General features: G+C 61.6%; 14 protein-coding genes. 7 read left to right on the forward strand and 7 right to left on the reverse strand.

Translation table 11 applies throughout. From position 1 onward, the window contains the following. Positions 1 to 125: 125 nt before the first annotated feature. Together fadD1 and fadD2 are read right to left on the reverse strand one after the other, a co-directional pair. The gene (fadD1, locus tag ACQKEK_RS21540) at positions 126 to 1,814 is read right to left on the reverse strand and encodes a long-chain-fatty-acid--CoA ligase FadD1 (RefSeq protein ID WP_499144274.1); all 1,689 of its coding nucleotides are present in this window, start codon (positions 1,812 to 1,814) and stop codon (positions 126 to 128) included. A 212-nt stretch (positions 1,815 to 2,026) separates the two neighbouring features. Beyond that, entirely contained in the window at positions 2,027 to 3,715 is a 1,689-nt protein-coding gene (fadD2, locus tag ACQKEK_RS21545; protein ID WP_128118798.1) for a long-chain-fatty-acid--CoA ligase FadD2, read from the reverse strand. A 275-nt stretch (positions 3,716 to 3,990) separates the two neighbouring features. Between fadD2 and ACQKEK_RS21550 the strand changes: the two genes are divergently transcribed. After that, positions 3,991 to 4,461, forward strand: coding sequence for a MaoC family dehydratase (locus ACQKEK_RS21550; protein WP_046162517.1), 471 nt, complete (start codon positions 3,991 to 3,993; stop codon positions 4,459 to 4,461). A gap of 327 nt (positions 4,462 to 4,788) precedes the next feature. Here ACQKEK_RS21550 and ccoM read toward each other — a convergent pair whose 3' ends face one another. From ccoM to ACQKEK_RS21570, 4 genes are all read right to left on the reverse strand, one after another. Beyond that, entirely contained in the window at positions 4,789 to 4,899 is a 111-nt protein-coding gene (gene ccoM / locus ACQKEK_RS21555; protein ID WP_045425123.1) for a cytochrome c oxidase subunit CcoM, read from the reverse strand. 222 nt (positions 4,900 to 5,121) lie between these two features. Continuing rightward, the gene (locus tag ACQKEK_RS21560; protein WP_167369793.1) at positions 5,122 to 5,283 is read right to left on the reverse strand and encodes a hypothetical protein; all 162 of its coding nucleotides are present in this window, start codon (positions 5,281 to 5,283) and stop codon (positions 5,122 to 5,124) included. Beyond that, positions 5,280 to 5,906 carry an alpha-ketoglutarate-dependent dioxygenase AlkB family protein gene (locus ACQKEK_RS21565; RefSeq protein WP_128118797.1) on the reverse strand — a complete coding sequence of 209 codons (627 nt, stop codon included), beginning with the start codon at positions 5,904 to 5,906 and terminating at the stop codon, positions 5,280 to 5,282. The genes ACQKEK_RS21560 and ACQKEK_RS21565 overlap by 4 nt, the downstream gene beginning before the upstream one ends. Further along, the gene (locus ACQKEK_RS21570; RefSeq protein ID WP_128118796.1) at positions 5,893 to 6,192 is read right to left on the reverse strand and encodes an aspartate-semialdehyde dehydrogenase; all 300 of its coding nucleotides are present in this window, start codon (positions 6,190 to 6,192) and stop codon (positions 5,893 to 5,895) included. Before ACQKEK_RS21570 ends, ACQKEK_RS21565 begins: the two co-directional genes overlap by 14 nt. A 179-nt stretch (positions 6,193 to 6,371) precedes the next feature. On the opposite strand from ACQKEK_RS21570, the gene rapA reads away from it, so the two are divergent. Continuing rightward, complete coding sequence (rapA, locus tag ACQKEK_RS21575; protein ID WP_128118795.1) at positions 6,372 to 9,221, forward strand: RNA polymerase-associated protein RapA; 2,850 nt, start codon at positions 6,372 to 6,374, stop codon at positions 9,219 to 9,221. A gap of 163 nt (positions 9,222 to 9,384) precedes the next feature. Here the strand turns inward: rapA and ACQKEK_RS21580 are convergent, their stop codons facing one another. Then, positions 9,385 to 13,803 carry a DEAD/DEAH box helicase gene (locus ACQKEK_RS21580; RefSeq protein ID WP_499144275.1) on the reverse strand — a complete coding sequence of 1,473 codons (4,419 nt, stop codon included), beginning with the start codon at positions 13,801 to 13,803 and terminating at the stop codon, positions 9,385 to 9,387. A 122-nt stretch (positions 13,804 to 13,925) separates the two neighbouring features. Between ACQKEK_RS21580 and ACQKEK_RS21585 the strand changes: the two genes are divergently transcribed. The 5 genes from ACQKEK_RS21585 to ACQKEK_RS21605 all read left to right on the forward strand — a co-directional run bounded on the left by ACQKEK_RS21585 (position 13,926) and on the right by ACQKEK_RS21605 (position 19,191). Then, positions 13,926 to 14,237 carry a DUF1652 domain-containing protein gene (locus ACQKEK_RS21585; protein ID WP_128118793.1) on the forward strand — a complete coding sequence of 104 codons (312 nt, stop codon included), beginning with the start codon at positions 13,926 to 13,928 and terminating at the stop codon, positions 14,235 to 14,237. 27 nt (positions 14,238 to 14,264) lie between these two features. After that, positions 14,265 to 14,960 carry an SDR family oxidoreductase gene (locus ACQKEK_RS21590; RefSeq protein ID WP_499144276.1) on the forward strand — a complete coding sequence of 232 codons (696 nt, stop codon included), beginning with the start codon at positions 14,265 to 14,267 and terminating at the stop codon, positions 14,958 to 14,960. 218 nt (positions 14,961 to 15,178) lie between these two features. Continuing rightward, on the forward strand, positions 15,179 to 16,474 hold the full coding sequence (gene egtB / locus ACQKEK_RS21595) for an ergothioneine biosynthesis protein EgtB (protein WP_128119276.1): 1,296 nt from the start codon (positions 15,179 to 15,181) through the stop codon (positions 16,472 to 16,474). A gap of 3 nt (positions 16,475 to 16,477) precedes the next feature. Next, entirely contained in the window at positions 16,478 to 17,443 is a 966-nt protein-coding gene (gene egtD, locus ACQKEK_RS21600; RefSeq protein WP_499144277.1) for an L-histidine N(alpha)-methyltransferase, read from the forward strand. Beyond that, entirely contained in the window at positions 17,440 to 19,191 is a 1,752-nt protein-coding gene (locus ACQKEK_RS21605) for a S8/S53 family peptidase (RefSeq protein ID WP_499144278.1), read from the forward strand. Before egtD ends, ACQKEK_RS21605 begins: the two co-directional genes overlap by 4 nt. Positions 19,192 to 19,365: the final 174 nt, after the last annotated feature.

Genomic DNA, 19,365 nt, shown 5'->3' on the forward strand with positions numbered 1-19,365 from the left:
CTGAATGGGCATAAAAAATCCGATACCAGAGGACTGGTATCGGATTTTCTAGAAGCCCCGGCCTGGACTCAAATGCTTAAGTGAACAGCATTACGCCAAGGCGGGGCTTTTGTGTACCACTACGGTTATTTCTTTCCGAGCTTCTTCAGCTCTTCGTCACGCAATTCGCGACGCAGGATCTTGCCCACGTTGGTGGTTGGCAAGGTGTCGCGGAACTCGACGGTCTTGGGCCGCTTGTAGCCCGTAACGTTGTCATGCATGTGCTGCATGACCTGCTCCTTGGTCAGGCTTTCGCCCGGTTTGACCACTATGAACAACTTGATCGCCTCGCCCGATTTTTCGTCTGGCACGCCAATCGCTGCACACTGCAGCACACCGGGCAATGTGGCGAGCACGTCTTCCAGTTCGTTGGGATAGACGTTGAATCCGGACACTAGAATCATGTCTTTCTTGCGGTCGACGATGCGCATGTAACCGTCGTCCTGGATGATGCCGATATCGCCTGTCTTCAACCAACCGTCAGCATCCAGGATTTCATCAGTGGCATCCTGGCGCTGCCAGTATCCCTTCATCACCTGAGGACCCTTGACGCAGAGTTCGCCGATCGCGCCCATCGGCAGGTCGTTACCCTCATCGTCGATGACTTTGCATAGTGTCGATGGCATCGGGATGCCGATTGTGCCGATCTGAATGCCGCCGAACGGGTTGACCGAGACTACCGGGCTGGTTTCGGTCATGCCGAAGCCTTCGCAGATCTCGCAGCCAGTGACTTGCTGCCAGCGCTCAGCAGCGGCCAATTGCAGGGCCATACCACCGGAGAACGTGGCTTTCAGTGAAGAGAAATCCAGCTTGCGGAAGTCTTCGTTGTTGCACAGCGCCACAAACAAAGTGTTGAGACCAACAAAACCGGTGAAACGGTACTTGCCGAGATCCTTGACGAAGGTCGGCAGGTCGCGTGGGTTAGTGATCAGCACGTTATGCGCGCCGATCAGCATCATGGTCATACAGTGAAAGGTGAATGCGTAGATGTGATAGAGCGGCAGCGGCGCAACCATGGTTTCGCAACCATTACCCAGCTCGGAGCCCATCAACGCACGGCACTGCAGCATGTTGGCGACGATGTTGCGGTGGGTCAGCATCGCTCCCTTGGCTACGCCTGTAGTACCACCGGTGTATTGCAGAACCGCCACGTCATCACTGGCCGGATTGGCTTCGCGCAACGCCTTGCCGCGACCCAGCGCCATGGCATCGGTGAACTTGACCGCCTTGGGTAAGTTGTAAGCCGGCACCATCTTTTTCACATGCTTGACCACAGCATTGACCAGCATACGCTTGACGGTCGGCAGCATGTCGCCGACTTCGGTCACCACCACGTGGCGGATGCCGGTTTTCGGAAGCACTTCTTCTGCTAGGTGGGCCATATTGGCCAGGCAGATCAGGGCCTTGGCGCCGGAATCATTGAACTGATGTTCCATCTCCCGCGCCGTGTAGAGCGGGTTGGTATTAACCACAATAAGACCAGCGCGCATGGCGCCGAACACGACGATGGGGTACTGGAGAACGTTGGGAAGCTGGACCGCGATGCGATCGCCGGGCTGCAGATCGGTGTTCTGCTGGAGATAGGCTGCGAATTCACCGGACAGTTTGTACAGCTCACCGTAGGTCAGGGTCTTGCCGAGGTTGCTGAAGGCCGGCTTGTCTGCGAATTGCTCACAGGACTGTTTGAGCACAGCCTGAATGTTCTGGTACTCATCGGGATTGATCTCGCTCTTGACCCCGACAGGATACTTATCCTTCCAGAAGTTATCGGTCATGGAACCCCACTCCTAAGCGACAGCTTTACTGCATATAGCAGCTGTTTTGTTGTGTTTTGTTAATTTTTGTACGGAAGTTCCCGCCAAAAAGTGGACTGGAGGTTAGCAGTTTTGGAACTGGCCGAACAGTGTCCGGCTAGCTCAGAAAGGACACAAAGTGACCGGGGCGGATTAGCCGGTCACTTCTAGAGCGTCATCAGGCGTCGCTCGGTTCAAGCCTGATCGCGCAATTCCCGGCGAAGAATCTTGCCCACAGGTGTCATCGGAAGCGAATCTCGGAAGACCACGTGCCGGGGCACTTTGTAGCCCGTGAAGTTTTCCCTGCAATAGGCCTTCAGCTCATCGACGGTCAGGCTGGCGTCGCTGCGCACAGCGAACAACTTCACGGCTTCACCGGACTTCTCGTCGGGCACGCCGATCGCTGCGCAGGCAGCCACCTTCGGGTGCGCCATGACCACGTCCTCGATCTCGTTGGGGTAGACGTTGAAGCCGGACACAATAATCAGGTCCTTCTTGCGATCAACGATGCGGACAAAGCCATCGGCATCAATCACCGCGACATCACCAGTTTTAAGCCACCCCTCAGCATCCAGCACCTCGGCAGTCGCGTCTGGGCGTTGCCAGTAGCCCTTCATAACCTGCGGACCTTTGACGCAGAGCTCACCGCGCTCGCCGAGGGGGAGCTCGCTGCCGTCATCGTCGATCACTTTCAACGTCGTGCCCGGCACCGGCAGGCCGACGGTTCCCAGACGTGAATGTTCACCATGAGGATTGGCGCAGACCACAGGTGAAGTTTCGGTCAAGCCATAGCCTTCGGTCACAGTGACGCCGGTCATGCCCTTCCAGCGCTCGGCTACCGCGGAAACCAGCGCCGTGCCGCCTGAGTTGGTGCCCTTGAGCGAGGCGAAGTTGATTTTCTTGAATTCAGGATGCGACATGAGCGCGACGAACAACGTATTCAGTCCGAGGAAGGCTGTGAACTCCCACTTCTGCAGCTCTTTGACGAAACCATCAATGTCGCGAGGATTGGTGATCAGCACATTATGGTTGCCGGTCACCATCATGCACATGCAGTTAACTGTGAAGGCGTAGATGTGGTACAGCGGCAGCGGCGCGATCATGATTTCCTGCCCTTCCTTGATGATCGTGTGCCCCTGCTCGTCCAGCTGCTGCATGTTGGCGTGAACCTGCTGCATATTCGCCACCAGGTTGCCATGGGTCAGCATGGCGCCTTTGGCCACGCCAGTCGTGCCGCCGGTGTATTGCAGGACTGCAATATCGTCCAGCGTCAGCGCAACCGGCTTGAGGCCATGCCGCCCACCATCACGCAGCACGTGCTTGAACGACACGGACTGCGGCAGGCTGTAAGCCGGCACCATCTTCTTTACATGCTTGACAGCAGCGTTGACGAGCAGCCCCTTGAGCGAAGGCAGCATGTCGCCGATACGCGCCTCGATGAGGACCTCGATACTGGTGTCGGGTACAACTTCCTGCACGAGCTTCCCGAAAGTATTCAGGTACACCAGTGCCCGCGCACCGGAATCCTTGAACTGGTGGCGCATCTCCCGCGCGGTATACAGCGGGTTGGTATTGACCACGATAAGCCCGGCGCGCAACGCACCGAACACAGCGATGGGGTATTGCAGCAGGTTGGGCATCTGCACTGCGATGCGGTCACCGGGCTGCAGGTCGGTGTGATTTTGTAGCCAGGCCGCGAAAGCCGCCGAGTAACGTTCCAGGTCCGCATAGGTCAGCGTCACACCCATATTGCTGAAAGCGGGACGGTCTGCGTGAGTCTTGCAGGAGCGCTCGAATACTTCCACCACCGAGCGAAAGCCGCCCAGGTCCACGTCGTTGGGCACACCAGCGGGGCGTTTGTCATTCCAGAAGTCAGGTTGCATTGTTATTGGCCTCTATACCTGAGAGTGTCTGGCCCACTCGCGGCGGGCTGTGGCGAACTTAACAGCTCCGCTGTGCCGCGCAATAGCGAGGCGGGTGTAATCAGTGGCGTGAATCTCCAGCCACTGCGCTAACCCTGCCCTGGAACAGGACAACCCCGCCGCAGACCTCTAGAATGCAGCCACCCAAGCGCCCACACCGGCGCGCCCGCCATTACCTGCCGCGGCTTCTGTCGAGGCTGGGGCTATCGTCCGTTTCCGTATTCCGAGGTTTACGCATGAGCACATTGAGCAATACCCCCTACGCTGATCTGGAAGTGGGCCAAAAGGCCACTTACAGCAAGACCGTAGAAGAACGCGACATTCAATTGTTCGCTGCAATGTCAGGCGACCACAACCCGGTCCACCTGGATGCCGAGTTCGCCGCCTCGACGATCTTCCGTGAGCGCATCGCCCATGGCATGTTCAGCGGCGCACTGATCAGCGCAGCCGTCGCCTGTGAGTTGCCCGGGCCCGGCACCATCTACATCGGCCAGACGATGCGCTTCGTCCTTCCGGTCAAGCTCGGCGATACCTTGACCGTGCGCCTGGAGATTCTTGAGAAGCTGCCAAAATTTCGCGTCCGCATCGCCACTCAGGTATTCAACCAGCGCGACGAGATGGTCGTTGACGGCGAGGCCGAAATTCTCGCCCCGCGCAAGGCACAGACCGTCGAAATCAAAGCCCTGCCCCCGGTCACAATTGGCTGAATCAACGAACATCGCTAGAGCCTTCCGCCGCACAAGCCCATCGTTTGACGGCTGCTGAACTATGCAGGGAGGCTCACGCACCACGGCGTCTGATTGTCGCCCTTCGGCAATTGACTGGCCCCAGCGACATGAGGCGCATCGGTACCTTGGGGAGCAGCCTTCAAGCACACGCCAAGACGCCAAGCCACGGTGTGCCAATGAATCAATATCCCGCCCTGAACCCGCCACTCGGTTCATGCGCCCCCAGCGCCGCCGCTGAAACGCAGGCAAAAAAAAGGGCGACCTAAGTCGCCCAAATGCCTTGCGTGCTCTTTGCCTCTAGCCGGATCACCGCTTCTTATGCGCGTCCCGCCAGATGAAATATCCGAAACCGCCAAGGAAGGCGACCATAAGGCCGACCGTGACCACCCCTGCGAGCACCACATTATCGACGAACATGATTTCCTACCTCCAAGCTGTTTCGCTGTCTGATGGCTGCATAGTCTTCCTCTCTGCCGATAAAAAAATTGACCGACGTCAATCGCTGCGGAGCCTTTGAACAAAGGCTCCGCAGGAGCTGATCTGGATCAAAAAAAACGGGGTTTCAGAAGGATGCTGCGGGACAAAAGCCACGCGATCGGCTGTCGCACTGGCTTGGAAACGGACGGTCAGAGAGACCTGTCAGCGCTTTTTCGGCTTGGTCTTGGGCTTCTTCTTCGGCTTGCTCAGCGGTAGCACTTGCTCGAAGGCCTGGCGCATCTCGACGAGTCGCTTTTCCTTGATGTCGTGGATGCGCTTTTCACGTTCAGCGCTGAAGTCGATCAGCTTTTCGTCACTGCTCATAGGATGGGCTCGCGGATGATCTGGCGGAAAGTCAGGTTGAGACGCGGTGCTCGGACCTTTCGTGTTCTGGCGATCTGGTGCTGCCAATGATGCTGTGTGAGACCGCTCATGACCAGCAGCGATCCATGCTCGAGCGCGATGGAGTACTCAATACGGCTGGTTCCCTTGCGGCGAAAGTCGAAGCGCCGCGTTGCGCCAAGATTGAGCGAGACTACCAGGGGCCGATGGCCCAGCTCTCGCTCGTCATCGCTGTGCCAGCCCATGGCGTCTTGCCCGTCGCGATAGAAATTGAGCAGCGCACCGTTCAACGACTGGCCGACCTGCTGTTCCACCTGCTGGCGGATATCAGCCAGCAATGGCGTCCAAGGAAGCGGTTCATGAGTGAGGCCTGAATACCGGTAGAGCGCGTCAGCATCGCCATACCAGGCGACCAGTCGCGGCACGGCGATGCTGCGGCCATAGAGTCTTATCTGTGGTTGAGTCCATGGCGTCTGTGCCGAAAGCTCCGAAAGCCATTGATCAGCCAGGCCTGCATCGACCCATTGCGGGAAGTAGCGCAGATCCGCATCTGGCAGCTCGATCACCTCGCTGTTGACTGTTCGAGTCGAATCAAACCTCGACATCCACCCATAACCCCTGTCGCGGAAGCTCTTCAAGGGCGGCCTGATCTTCTTCGGCGGTCTCGCCCTCGGCCAGCTCCTGAGCGGTATAGCCACGACGACGCTGCCGCCTGCGTTGCTCGTCGCGAAGCATCTGCTCGGCTTCCTGAGGGTGACGACGATCGAGGCCCACCGAGCTTTCGTTGGCGCTCGGCTGAACGGGCGTCACCGGCGCGATTTCAGGTCTCGGCTTGACCACGTCCTGTTGCGCGGTGACCTGGACTGTACCGGGTGGAATAACTGGCAGCATCTGTGCTCTCCAAAAGCAACGCCAAGATCAAGGGCCATTCGGACAGCCCTGAACCAACCGAACGCTTAACCTGCTGTCGACTTTAACAGCAACGCTACACTGACTGGCGCGGCATCTATCGTCGCTCTATCGGCAGTGTTCCGTTAATATAGCGGGCTTTTTCACAGCGGAGGCAGGGCATGGCGCAGCAGTATCTACCAGGGCAACGCTGGATCAGCGACAGCGAAGCGGAACTCGGTCTGGGAACCATCCTCATGCAAGATGGCCGCATGCTCACCGTGCTCTATCCCGCAACGGGTGAGACTCGCCAGTACGCCGCCCGCAGCGCCCCGCTGACCCGTGTGCGTTTTGTTCCGGGCGACGAGATCACGCATTTCGAAGGCTGGAAAATGACCGTGCGCGAGGTCGACGATGTCGACGGCCTGCTGGTCTATCACGGCCTGACTGCACAGAGCGAAGCCCGCACGCTGCCGGAAACCCAGCTGTCGAACTTTATCCAGTTCCGCCTTGCCAGTGATCGCCTGTTCGCCGGGCAGATCGACCCGCTGAACTGGTTCAAGCTGCGCTACCACACCCTGGAAAACCAGAGCAAACAGCTGACTTCTTCGCTGTGGGGGCTGGGCGGCGTGCGTGCGCAACCCATCGCGCACCAGCTGCACATTGCTCGTGAAGTCGCCGACCGCATCGCTCCGCGCGTTTTGCTCGCGGACGAAGTGGGCTTGGGCAAGACCATCGAAGCCGGCCTGGTGATCCATCGCCAGCTGCTCTCTGGCCGCGCCAAGCGCGTGTTGATCCTGGTTCCGGAAAATCTTCAGCATCAGTGGCTGGTGGAAATGCGCCGCCGTTTCAACTTGCAGGTTGCCCTGTTCGATGACGAGCGTTTCATCGAAAGCGATGCCAGCAACCCGTTCGAAGACACCCAGCTGGCCCTGGTGTCGCTGGAATGGCTGAAAGACGACGAGCGCGCTCAGGACGCTGCCTTTGCGGCCGGCTGGGACCTGCTGGTGGTGGACGAAGCGCATCACCTGGTCTGGCATCCGGAAAACGCCAGCGCCGAATACAAGCTGGTCGAGCAACTGGCCGAAGTCACCCCCGGTGTTCTGCTCTTGACCGCTACCCCTGAACAACTCGGTCAGGAAAGCCACTTCGCACGCCTGCGTCTGCTGGACCCGAACCGTTTCCATGACCTCGAAGCCTTCCGCGCCGAGAGCGCCAGCTACCAGCCGGTCGCCCGCGCGGTGCAGGAATTGCTCGACGAGGGTCGCCTGTCACAGGAAGCGCACCAGACCATCCATGACTTCCTCGGCGCCGAAGGTGAAGCCCTGCTCGCTGCGGCCACCGATGGCGACATCGAAGCCAGCAGTCGCCTGATCCGGGAGCTACTCGACCGCCACGGCACGGGCCGCCTCTTGTTCCGCAACACCCGCGCCGCTGTGCGCGGTTTCCCTGAGCGTCAGCTACATCCCTATCCGCTGCCCTGCCCCGCCGAGTACCTGGAGCTGCCGTTGGGTGAGCACGCCGAGCTGTATCCGGAAGTCAGCTTCCAGAGCCAGCAGGAGGAGCCGGATGCGCAGAACCGTTGGTGGAATTTCGATCCGCGCGTCGAGTGGCTGATCGACACCCTGAAAATGCTTAAGAAGTTCAAGGTGCTGGTCATCTGTGCCCACGCCGAGACCGCGCTGGATCTGGAAGACGCCCTGCGCGTGCGCTCCGGCATTCCCGCCACGGTATTCCATGAAGGCATGAGCATTCTCGAGCGCGACCGCGCCGCCGCCTACTTCGCCGACGAGGAGTTCGGCGCGCAGGTGCTGATCTGTTCCGAAATCGGCAGTGAAGGCCGCAACTTCCAGTTTGCCCATCATCTGGTGCTGTTCGATCTGCCAGCGCACCCTGACCTGCTGGAGCAGCGCATCGGTCGTCTCGACCGGATCGGCCAGGCGCATGTCATCCAGCTGCACGTGCCGTATCTGGAAACCAGCCCGCAGGAACGTCTGTTCAAGTGGTACCACGAGGCACTGAACGCCTTCCTCAACACCTGCCCGACCGGCAACGCCCTGCAGCATCACTTCGGGCCGCGCCTGTTGAATCAGCTGGAAGAAGGTGACGACGACGAATTCCAGAAGCTCATCGAAGAAGCCAGCGCCGAGCGCCAGCGGCTGGAAGCCGACCTGCACGCCGGCCGCGACCGCCTGCTGGAACTCAACTCCGGCGGTGGCGAACAGGGCAAGGCCTTGGTTGAAGCTATCGAAGAGCAGGACGACCAGTTCGCCCTGCCGATTTACATGGAAGAACTGTTCGACGCCTTTGGCATCGACAGCGAAGACCATTCCGAAAACGCACTGATCCTGCGCCCCAGCGAAAAGATGCTCGACGCCAGCTTCCCACTCGGCGACGACGAAGCCGTGACCGTCACCTATGATCGCGAGCAGGCGCTGGTCCGCGAAGACATGCAGTTCCTGACCTGGGAACACCCCATGGTGCAGGGCGGCATGGATCTCGTGCTGTCCGGCTCCATGGGCAACACCGCGGTCGCGCTGATCAAGAACAAAGCGCTCAAGCCCGGTACCGTGCTGCTGGAACTGCTCTATGTCAGCGAAGTGGTGGCACCGCGTGCCCTGCAGCTGAACCGCTTCCTGCCGCCACTGGCGCTGCGCTGCCTGCTGGATTCGAACGGCAACGACCTGGCTTCGAAAGTCGCGTTCGAAACCCTGACCGATCAGCTGGAAAGCGTCCCGCGCGCCAGTGCGAACAAGTTCGTCCAGGCCCAACGCGACGTACTGGCCAAGCAGATCGCCGACGCCGAAGCCAAGGTCACCCCTCGCCACACCGAGCGCGTCGCCGAAGCACAGCGCAAGCTGAAGGCGAGCCTCGACGAAGAGCTGGCACGCCTGACAGCACTGCAAGCGGTCAACCCGAGCGTGCGCGACAGCGAGATCGAAGCCGTGCGCAAGCAGCGCGAGGAAGGCCTGTCGATGCTGGAGAAGGCGGGGCTGCGTCTGGAGGCGATCCGCGTGCTGGTCGCTGGCTGAGGTTTACCACGGTACGAAAAGGCCGGCTGTGAGCAATCGCAGCCGGCCTTTTTGTTTGCGTGTCCGGACGGTTTTTCAGTGCTTGTCCATCGAGATCAATTACGTGCAACCGAGCAACCGCTCTCGCATGTTCAACCCTTCCCACATGAGAGTCGGTGCAGTACTAACGCCGCGCCACCGCCAGCAGTTGCCTGGCCTTTCGCTGGTCGTCTTCGTCCAGCTCTGCGAGCAGCTCCGGTTTTCCGGCAATTAGCAACGCCAGGGGTAAACCGTCGCGATAGAGGATGCGGTTGCCTGCAATAGCGGGGACGCGCTCGCCAGGTAGCAGCGTGCCGACCTGATTCAACGGGTCGACCGCCGAAACGGCAATCATCTCGCCGGTCAGCGGGCGCTTGCGTACCTCACGCAGCAGGCCAACCGCTTCGGGCAAGGCGAACTGTTCGCCCGGCACGCCCGCCACGAAACGCCCGCCGCGAATGTCTCCACGCGCTTCGAGCCGATGGTAGACCCGCAGAAGATCCCTCCAGGGCGGCAGCCAATCCGCCTCCCGGTCCAGCAAGCGCCAAAACACCACGCCGTAGCGACGCAGCAAGGTCATCGCAATGTGCTCCAGCACTTCGGGGTCGAGCGCGGGCCGACGCGCCGAGGTCTCGACCGGCGCTGGCGTGCCTTTGCGCACCAGCGCCCAACGGCCGGCATCAGCCATGCCGCCGATAAATGCGCCGCCGCGGCTCTGTCGGGTGCTGCGTGAACGCTTCGCAGCGGGCGCTAGTAGCGCCCGCAGACCGGCGAAGCTGTCCGCATTGACCAGCCCTACCGCGACCAGCTCACCTAAGGCATCCTCCAGTTCGCTGCGCAACAGGCGTGCGTCCTGCTGGAGTTCGTCGAAGAACAAAGCACCCTGTCCTTGCAACGTCTCGAACACTCGCTGCGCGCGTGACGAAAGCTCGGGCTGCGGCGCCTCGCTGGCCAGTGCATACCAGGCCGCCAGCTGCCGGCGCGGCAGCAGTACGATAGGCGTGCCGCGCACCGGCCCGCTGCTGGCTTTGATCCGCCCGGCCAGGCGCGTCCAGACGACGCGCCCGGAGCGACATAGCTCGTCCAGCCAGGTGCCGCCGTAATCCTTCAACCGCGCAGGCAGCAGGTCGCTTTCCCAAGCGCCCGCAGCGGCTTGGAAGCCTTCCAGTTGCTCGACCACGGTACCGAGCGCCTCGCGGCCCTGCATTCGCGTGGCCTCGGATAGGTGCTGCCAGTCGAACAGAAACCGCATGAAATCGGCGCGATCGACCGGTTCGATTTCGCGGCGCAGGCGCTTGACCGTGTAACGATGGATACGCGCCAGCAGGTGCCGCTCGCACCACTCATCTTCACGTGCGCCAGGCGTGAAGCGGCCGCGTAACACATAGCCTTCGGACTCCAGGCGCGTCAGCGCCAGCGCAACCGCCGAGGCCGGCAAGGCCAGCGGCCGGGCGATAAGCGGTACCGGCAAGGGGCCGAAGCCGGTCAGGCGCGCGCGGATCAGCTCGACCACCGCGTCGTCTTCGCTAGAGTGCTGATCGAAGCCCGGCAACAGCTTGAGCACCGGCTCGCAACGACTGCTGGGATAGATCGACTGCAGTAACGCCAGACGCTCGATGGGTAACCAGAGCGCGCGATCCTGCGCGACCTGCATCCGCGTTGCGCGCCCGCCACGAGCCAGTTCGCTCAGCCAGGCCAGCCACTGGGGATCGGCCTGCGCTTCCGCTTCAGCGATGCAGCCCAGTCCCGTCAGCGCTTCGTGCAACTCGTCCGGATTGCGTGCCTGGGGCCAGGCTTCCTCGCCCACCGCCTGGATCGCAGCGGCATCCAGCGCGCCGAGGTCATCGGAAGATTCAGGGTCGGTCCAGCGGCGATTGAGCACGGCCTGGGTTCGGCGCTCTTCCAGTGGCGCATCGTCGAGAAAGGCGTACGGCCGCGCGCCCAGCACTTCCATGGCCAACGGCGATGGTGCCGGCAGGTCGCGCGCCAGCAGCTCGATTTGGCCCGCCTCGATGCGCCGCAACAGCGCCAGCCAGCCTTCGCTGTCCATGGCCTCGTGCAGGCAGTCATTGAGCGTCTGTGCAACCAGCGGATGATCCGGCACCTCCCGCTCGCCGACGATGTTCTCCAGGCAGGCGACCTGGTCCGGGAAAACGGTGGCAAGCAGATCTTCACTCTTCATTCGCTGCAGTTGCGGGGCCACCTTGCGCCCGCCGGCCATCCGCGGCAGCGCCAGAGCGGTAGTCGCGTTCCAGCGCCAGCGCACCCCGAACAACGGCGCATCGAGCAGTGCCTGGATCAGCACCGCCTCGGCGCTGTTAGGGTGCAGGTAGCGCCACACCTCATCGAGCGGGAAACTGTGACTGGTGGACAGCGAAAAAATGATCGCGTCCTCGGTCGCCGCGGCCTGGAGCTCGAAATTGAAGGTGCGGCAGAAGCGCTTGCGCAGCGCCAGGCCCCAGGCACGGTTGATCCGGCTGCCGAACGGCGAGTGAATAACCAGCTGGGTGCCACCAGACTCGTCGAAGAAGCGCTCCATGATCAACCGCTGCTGCGTCGGCAGCGCGCCCAGCGCGGAACGGGCGCGCGCCAGGTACTCGACGATCTGCCGCGCCGCGGCGTCTGGTAGGCCAAGGGTGTCGGTGAGCCAGTCGATGGCCGGCTGGAGCCTTGAATAGACATCCGAGACAACGGTGCCATCGGCTTTTGTAGGAGCCAGCTCGCTGGCGATCCCAGCGGACTCAAAAGCATCGCCAGCAAGCTGGCTCCTACGAGACTCAGCTTTCGCCAGACGCTCATCAACCTCCCCTCGCAGTCGCGCCACCGCTGCGGATAACTCGTCGCTACGCCCGGGCGCCTCGCCAATCCAGAACGGGATATTCGGCGGCTGGCCTTGCGCGTCCTCTACCCGCACCCGCCCAGATTCGACCTTGATGATGCGGTAGGAGGTATTGCCCAGCTGGAAGACGTCGCCGGCCAGGCTTTCAACAGCGAAGTCTTCGTTCACGGTGCCGATATTGAAGCCCTGGGGCTCGAGCAGGACCGAATAGTCGGCATTGTCAGCGATGGTGCCGCCGGAGGTCAGCGCGGTCAGACGGCCGCCGCGTCGCCCGCGAAGGCTGCGGCTGACCAAGTCACGGTGCAAATAGGCGCCGCGCGCACCGTGACGGGTGGTGTAGCCCTCGGCGAGCATTGCCAGCAGCGCCTGATAGTCCGTCTCGCTCAATTTTGCGTAAGGCATGGCCCGGCGAATCAGCGTCAACAGCGCGTCTTCCTGCCACTCCTGGCAAGACACCTCGGCCACGATCTGCTGCGCCAGCACGTCCAGTGGCGCTTTGGGAATCACCAGTGTGTCCAGCTCACCGCGACGCACGCTGTCGAGCAAGGCGGCGCATTCGATCAAGTCGTCGCGTGAGCTGGGAAACAGGCGCCCCTTGGACACGCCACCGACCTGATGTCCGGCGCGCCCTACGCGTTGCAGGAAGGCAGAAATCGAGCGTGGCGAGCCCAGCTGGCAGACCAGTTCGACATCACCGATGTCGATGCCCAACTCCAACGAAGAGGTAGCCACCAGCACCCGAAGCTCGCCGCGTTTGAGCCGCTGCTCGGCATCCAGCCGTTGTTCGCGCGCCAGGCTGCCGTGATGGGCGGCGACCACTGCGTTGCCGAGACGCTCACTGAGGTGCCGCGCGGCCCGTTCGGCCATGCGCCGAGTGTTGACGAAAACCAGGGTGGTCCGATGTTCAGCCGCCAACGCGGCAAGCCGGTCGTACACCAGCTCCCAAACGTCGTTACTCATTACCGCTTCCAGCGGGACCGGTGGCACCTCCAGCGCCAGGTCACGCGCTCGCCCGTGGCCCACATCGACGATTTCGCAGCGGCGCTCCGCACCGACTAGGAAATCAGCAACTGCCTCGATGGGTTTCTGTGTTGCCGACAGGCCGACCCGCACCAGCGGGCATGCGCACAACGCCTCCAGCCGTTCCAGCGACAGCGCCAGATGGCTGCCACGCTTGTTACCGGCGATGGCATGAATCTCATCGACGATCACGCTGCGAACACCGGCCAGCATTTGCCGACCGGACTCGGAACCGAGCAGCACATAAAGCGATTCTGGCGTTGTCACCAGAATATGCGGCACCCGCTTGCGCATCGCTGCGCGCTCAGCCTGCGGCGTGTCGCCGGTGCGCACGGCGGTGCGAATTTCCAGAGATGGCAGACCGAGCGCTTGCAGCTGCGCGGAGATACCCGCCAGCGGCTGTTCCAGATTCACGTGGATATCGTTGGACAACGCCTTGAGCGGCGAGACATAGAGCACCGAAGTCTGGTCCGGGAGCCGGCCTTCGGCAACGCCCTGCTGCACCAGCTGGTCGATGGCGGCGAGAAAGGCAGTGAGCGTCTTGCCCGAGCCGGTTGGGGCTGCGACCAGCGTCGACTGGCCGGCGCGTATCAGAGGCCAGGCGCGGGCCTGAGCGGGAGTCGGCACCGGAAAGCTGCGACCGAACCAGCCGGCCACGGCAGGGTGAAACGCAGCCAGCGCTGGATGGACGAGAGAGTCTGTCATCTCCTGAATATGCTGCCGCAGCGGCTCATCTACAAGGCCGACTCAGCACATCCCGTCGCGTCAAAGGAAACGGCAGCGCCGCCTGGCGGTCCACTTCATACAGCCCGAAGACGGAGAAACCCATGAGCAACCAAGCCTTGAACCTGGACGAAGCGATGCAGCTCGTTTCAGAAGCCTTTCTACCTTGCGGTTGCGTGACCAGCGCCAACCCTGACGACGACAGCTTCGGCTTTACCGTGATGTCGGGCAGCGGTACCGAAGTGCTACGCGTTGCCAGCGTGTCACGCGAGGAATACACCAGCCCACAGCGCCTCGGCAGCGTCATCGAGCAAGCCAGGCTGGATGTCGAAGACAAGGATCAGCGCCTCGAGCCCTGGACCATGCCAGCCCTCGATGACGACACCGGCATCCCGGAAACCCCGCCGAACTATTGAGGCTTCTGCCAGCTGACGAGGACGACCATGAGCGACCCGGTACTTCTGATCACCGGCGCCTCCTCCGGGATAGGCGCTGCCACTGCCCGCCTCGCGGCTGAGGCCGGCTACCGCGTTGCCCTCGCCTCGCGCTCCGAGGACAAGTTGACGCGACTGGTGAATGAGCTTGGCGGCCCCGAGCGCGCGTTGGCGATCCGCTGTGACGTGAAGGAATACGCCGAGCAACAGGCCATGGTGGAGCAGGTGCTCAATCATTTTGGCCAGCTCGATGCGGTCTACGCCAATGCCGGCATGCCGGGCAGCGAAGGCGGCTTCAGTGGCGCCGATCCCGAAATCTGGCGCGAGATGTTGCTCACCAACGTCTACGGCGTCGGCCTGACGCTGCGCTGCAGCCTCGATGCGCTAAAGGCCAGCCGTGGCCATCTGCTGCTGACCGGCTCAGCCGCGGGCCGCTTCGTGATTCCCGGCTCCATGTACAGCGCCAGCAAATGGGCGGTGACCGGCATGGGCCTGAGCGTGCGTGAAGAGCTGCGCGGCACCGGCGTGCGCGTCACGCTGATCGAACCGGGGATGGTCGATACACCGCTGTTCGATCAGCCGCCCCCCTATGCGCTACAGCCCGACGACATTGCTCGCGCGGTGGTCTATGCGCTGTCGCAACCAGGCCATGTCGACGTCAATGAGATCCTGATCCGGCCAGTCCCGCCGATCGAAACCGGTTAGCCGGTCGGCTTTTTCAGACCGGACCGATCAAGCTGTGGAACAGCAGACGATGGAAGGTGGATGAGCGTCGAGCGGCCTGGCGATTCAACGCAGGGCTGCTTTCATGAATAACTTGGAAGAGGCGACCAGCCGCACGCTGCAGAAACTTTTGCGCCTCGCTTCGGGTCGCTTAATAGACGCGGTTTTGGCCGCTCCATGCATCGATCGGGGGGATGTCCATGGGTAACCTGGCGCAACAGCCGAAACAGCAACCGGCCCTGGCCGACATGGATCACTTGCTGCAGCGCTTCCAGCAGGTACGCGCCACCAGTGAGGCAATTTGTGCACCGCTGCAGATCGAAGACTACGTCATCCAGAGCATGCCCGACGTCAGCCCGCCGAAATGGCACCTGGCGCATATCAGCTGGTTTTTCGAGGCATTTCTGCTCAAGCCTTATCTGCCAGGCTACAAGCCGCTGAATGCGGCTTACGACCACCTGTTCAATTCCTACTATGAAACCCACAGCACGCCGTTCCCACGGGTTCAGCGCGGGCTGATCTCGCGCCCTGGCGTAGAGGACGTCTACCGGTTCCGCCAGCATGTCGATCGGGCAATGGGTGAGTTGCTGACCCATCCGCCACAACAGCACGCCGCTGAGATCATGCACCGGGTCGAGCTGGGTCTGCAGCACGAGCAACAGCATCAGGAATTGCTGTTGATGGACATCAAGCACATCCTTGCGCAGAACCCGCTGCACCCTGTCTATCGCAGCGACTTGAAACCTGCACCCGCACTGCATAACGACCGCGTTCGCTGGCACAGCTATGCCGGTGGCGTGCGTCATATCGGCCATGCTGGCAGTGGCTTCGCGTTTGATTGCGAGACGCCGCGACACCGCCAATTCGTCGAAGATTTTCAGCTGGCCGACCGCTTGGTCAGCAACCGCGAGTACCTGTCGTTCATCGCAGACGGCGGCTACGCGCGAAGCGAACTCTGGTTATCCGATGGCTGGGCGCATATCCGCCAGCACGGCTGGAACGCCCCGCTGTATTGGCATCGTGAGGACGGCGGCTGGTGCGAAATGACACTTGCCGGATTACAGCCACTGGACCTCGAAGCGCCCGTCTGCCACATCAGCTTCTATGAAGCGGACGCTTATGCACGCTGGGCCGACGCCAGGCTGCCCACGGAAGCCGAATGGGAGGTCGCCGCCACCGACCAGCCACGGCGCGGCAACTTTCTGGAAAGCGACCATCTGCAACCTGTTTGTGCCAGCGTGCCGCATGAGGGGCCGGCACAGTTGTTCGGTGATGTCTGGGAATGGACCGCCAGCGCCTATCGCCCCTACCCCGGCTTCCATCCGCTGGAAGGCAGTCTGGGGGAATACAACGGCAAATTCATGTCCGGTCAGATGGTCTTGCGCGGCGGTTGTTGCGCCACGCCTGAGTCGCACATCCGCGCCACCTACCGCAACTTTTTTCAGCCGGCGATGCGCTGGCAATTCGCCGGGCTGCGCCTGGCCAGGGAGCTATGAAACATGGCACTAGCCGTACACTTTCATGACCAGACGCAGCCGACCCACGATAGCTCCCTGCGCGACGAGGCACTGGAGGGTTTCGCCGCATCGCCGAAGCACATCTCGCCGAAGTTTTTCTACGACCGACGCGGCTCGGAGCTGTTCGAGCAGATCTGTCTGCAGCCCGAATACTACGTGACCCGCACCGAGGAAGAGATCCTCGCCAAGGCGGCAAACGAGATACTGGAAATCGCCGGCCCACAGACCGACCTGATCGAGCTGGGCAGCGGTGCCAGCCGCAAGGTACGCCTGCTGCTCGAGGGGCTGCGGCCGGTCAGTTACCTTGGCATCGATATTTCTGAAGACTTCCTGCTCACCAGTACTCAACGCCTCGCCGCAGACTATCCCTGGCTTGAAGTGCACGCAGCCTGCGCAGATTTCTCAGACGAGCTGAAGCTGCCGGACGATTTCACCTTGCATCATCCGCTGGTGTTTTTTCCGGGCTCTAGCATCGGCAATTTCACCCCACTGGAAGCTCGCAAACTGCTCGGGCACCTGCATGCAATCCTGCCGCCGGGCGGTGGCCTGTTGATTGGCGTCGATCTGGTCAAGGACCGCAGCGTCCTGGAGGCGGCTTATAACGATCGCGCCCACGTCACGGCCGCGTTCAACCTCAACCTGTTGCAGCGCATCCGCCAGGAGCTCGATAGTGATATCGACCCGTCGCGTTTTACCCACCGGGCGTTTTTCAACGAGCAGGACTCGCGGATAGAGATGCACCTGGTCAGCCGTGAGGCGCAGGACGTGATGATCGAGGGCCAGCGGTTCCATTTCGATGCGGGTGAAAGCCTGCATACCGAGAACTCCTACAAGTACACCTTGCAGTCGTTTGCCGACCTGGCCAATAGCGCCGGCTTCGACTGCAGCGGTCAATGGACCGACGCTCAAGATTTGTTCAGCGTGCACTACCTGCAACGTCGTCCATGAGGCTCATCACCCAATACGTATCCGCTCTCACCCTCGCGCTTGGCCTTGGCAGCGCTGCTGCTGAGGAACAGCCGCTGCGACTCAAGGACCTTCAGCGCTGCGGCGACCTGTTTTCAACCGAGCAGCTAACGTTCTGCCTGCGCAGCGAAGGCGTCGCCCAGGCGGATCTGAAGGTGATGCTAGGCGGCAAACCCGTCGAAACCGAACAGCAACAGCATGGTCGACTCCGCCTGACACTGAACCGAAAGGATCACCAGAGCGGTCCGCTGTGGCTGGAGCAAGGCGATCGCCGCAGCAATCCGGTCTGGCTCACCCTCAACGGTAGCCACGTCGTGCCGGCGAGCCCGGACGAAGTAGCCAAGAACATGGATGGCCTGACCACCTACGTGGACCTGGTCAGCCTGATCATCGAAGAGGATCACGACGGACTGGAGGAATCGCGACGCCTGGCGAAGAAATATGGCGCCGAAGTGGTTGGCGCCATTGCCCCACTCAATACTTATCAGCTGCGGTTGCCGGCCAAGAACCTGACCGAGCGCGACGCGCTGGTGCTGCGCCTGGGTAGCGAAACGAGCGTGGATGCGGTGGTTATTGAGGAATCGGGTGCCGAGGAGCCGCTGGAAGAAGACACGCAAACCAAGCCTCGCAACAGTGAATGGGTGGCCAACCGCTTTCTCGATGCCGTGGATTTCTATTTGCACCGGCTGCCCGGTCAGAAACCGTCTATCAAGACCCATCCGGTGCGGATTGGCATCATCGAGCGCGGCGTCGACTTCGATTCGCCCGAATTCGCGGCCTACCTGGGCAGCTGCGACCCAGCCAAGCCACGCACCTGTATCTACGCGCGTGATGCCGAGTCTCCAGCGGACCACGGCACCAGTGTCACCGGCATCCTCGCGGCACGCAGCGTCGACCCAGGCGACAGCGGCTTCCTCAGCGCCCTGGAACCGACCAGTTCCGGCTTCGAAGTGATCGTCGAGCGCAACTCGGATGCAGGCATCACCGCCAACGTCGCGGCCTCGGTCAATCTGGTCGAGGACGGCGTGCGCGTGCTGAACTGGAGTTGGGGCATTCACCGCGTCGGCACGCTCGACGTGGACGGCGAGAAGATCGATTCACTGGTGCGCTCCGGCGTGGCGATGAGTGGCTATGAAGAACTGCTTGAGGAGTTCTTCCTCTGGTTGCGCCGCGAGCATCCGGACGTGCTGGTGGTGAACTCCGCCGGTAACGGATCGGCGCATTCCGGCCAGGACGACTATCGGCTGCCCTCCTCCTTTATCACTGACCAACTGCTGGTGGTGGGCGCGCATCAGCGCGACTTCAGCAAGAACGTACCGGTTGACCACCCGGACTACGTGACCAAGCGCCCGTCGTCCAATATCGACATGCGAGTCGATATCACCGCCTCGGCATGCACCCGAGCGGCAACGCTGGAACTTGGCAAGCGCGGTGAGGTGCATTGCGGCACCTCGTATGCCACGCCAATGGTCACGGGGGTCGTCGGTGCGATGCTGTCGATCAACCCGGCCCTTGAGCCGGCACAGCTGCGTGAACTGCTGCGTCGAAGCGCGCTCACCATCGGCCGCAACAGCGACTTTGAAGCAGTAGAAGCCGATGACCTGACCGCGCCGATCCTGCCATCTGAGCGCAGCTACCAGCTCGACAATCAGGACATTGGCCGCTCCGCTCGCCTGGACATGCGCAAAGCATTGGAACTGACTGTCGACAGCCTGCAGCAGGTTCGTTGAACAACGGGCCGGCCACGGCCCGTCAACCACGTTATTTCCTTACGGCTGCAAGCTGTAGTTGCTTAGAACAATGCGGCTTCGCTCTGAAACACTCTGCAATAAAACCAAACGCATGACCATTCAAAGTCAAACCGCTCAAGCAAAGCGGCAACGCTAGGCCAATTTAGCCGTCAA

It is taken from the genome of Pseudomonas sp. NPDC077408, from assembly GCF_050269105.1.
Taxonomy (GTDB): Bacteria; Pseudomonadota; Gammaproteobacteria; order Pseudomonadales; family Pseudomonadaceae; genus Stutzerimonas.

Coding starts and splice junctions, on each gene's coding strand:
- ACQKEK_RS21560 (WP_167369793.1), bottom strand. CDS start 5,283: ATGAGCAGTGACGAAAAGCTGATCGACTTCAGCGCTGAACGTGAAAAG.
- egtB (WP_128119276.1), top strand. CDS start 15,179: ATGGGTAACCTGGCGCAACAGCCGAAACAGCAACCGGCCCTGGCCGAC.
- ACQKEK_RS21550 (WP_046162517.1), top strand. CDS start 3,991: ATGAGCACATTGAGCAATACCCCCTACGCTGATCTGGAAGTGGGCCAA.
- ccoM (WP_045425123.1), bottom strand. CDS start 4,899: ATGTTCGTCGATAATGTGGTGCTCGCAGGGGTGGTCACGGTCGGCCTT.
- rapA (WP_128118795.1), top strand. CDS start 6,372: ATGGCGCAGCAGTATCTACCAGGGCAACGCTGGATCAGCGACAGCGAA.
- fadD2 (WP_128118798.1), bottom strand. CDS start 3,715: ATGCAACCTGACTTCTGGAATGACAAACGCCCCGCTGGTGTGCCCAAC.
- ACQKEK_RS21605 (WP_499144278.1), top strand. CDS start 17,440: ATGAGGCTCATCACCCAATACGTATCCGCTCTCACCCTCGCGCTTGGC.
- egtD (WP_499144277.1), top strand. CDS start 16,478: ATGGCACTAGCCGTACACTTTCATGACCAGACGCAGCCGACCCACGAT.
- ACQKEK_RS21585 (WP_128118793.1), top strand. CDS start 13,926: ATGAGCAACCAAGCCTTGAACCTGGACGAAGCGATGCAGCTCGTTTCA.
- ACQKEK_RS21570 (WP_128118796.1), bottom strand. CDS start 6,192: ATGCTGCCAGTTATTCCACCCGGTACAGTCCAGGTCACCGCGCAACAG.
- ACQKEK_RS21565 (WP_128118797.1), bottom strand. CDS start 5,906: ATGTCGAGGTTTGATTCGACTCGAACAGTCAACAGCGAGGTGATCGAG.
- ACQKEK_RS21590 (WP_499144276.1), top strand. CDS start 14,265: ATGAGCGACCCGGTACTTCTGATCACCGGCGCCTCCTCCGGGATAGGC.
- fadD1 (WP_499144274.1), bottom strand. CDS start 1,814: ATGACCGATAACTTCTGGAAGGATAAGTATCCTGTCGGGGTCAAGAGC.
- ACQKEK_RS21580 (WP_499144275.1), bottom strand. CDS start 13,803: ATGACAGACTCTCTCGTCCATCCAGCGCTGGCTGCGTTTCACCCTGCC.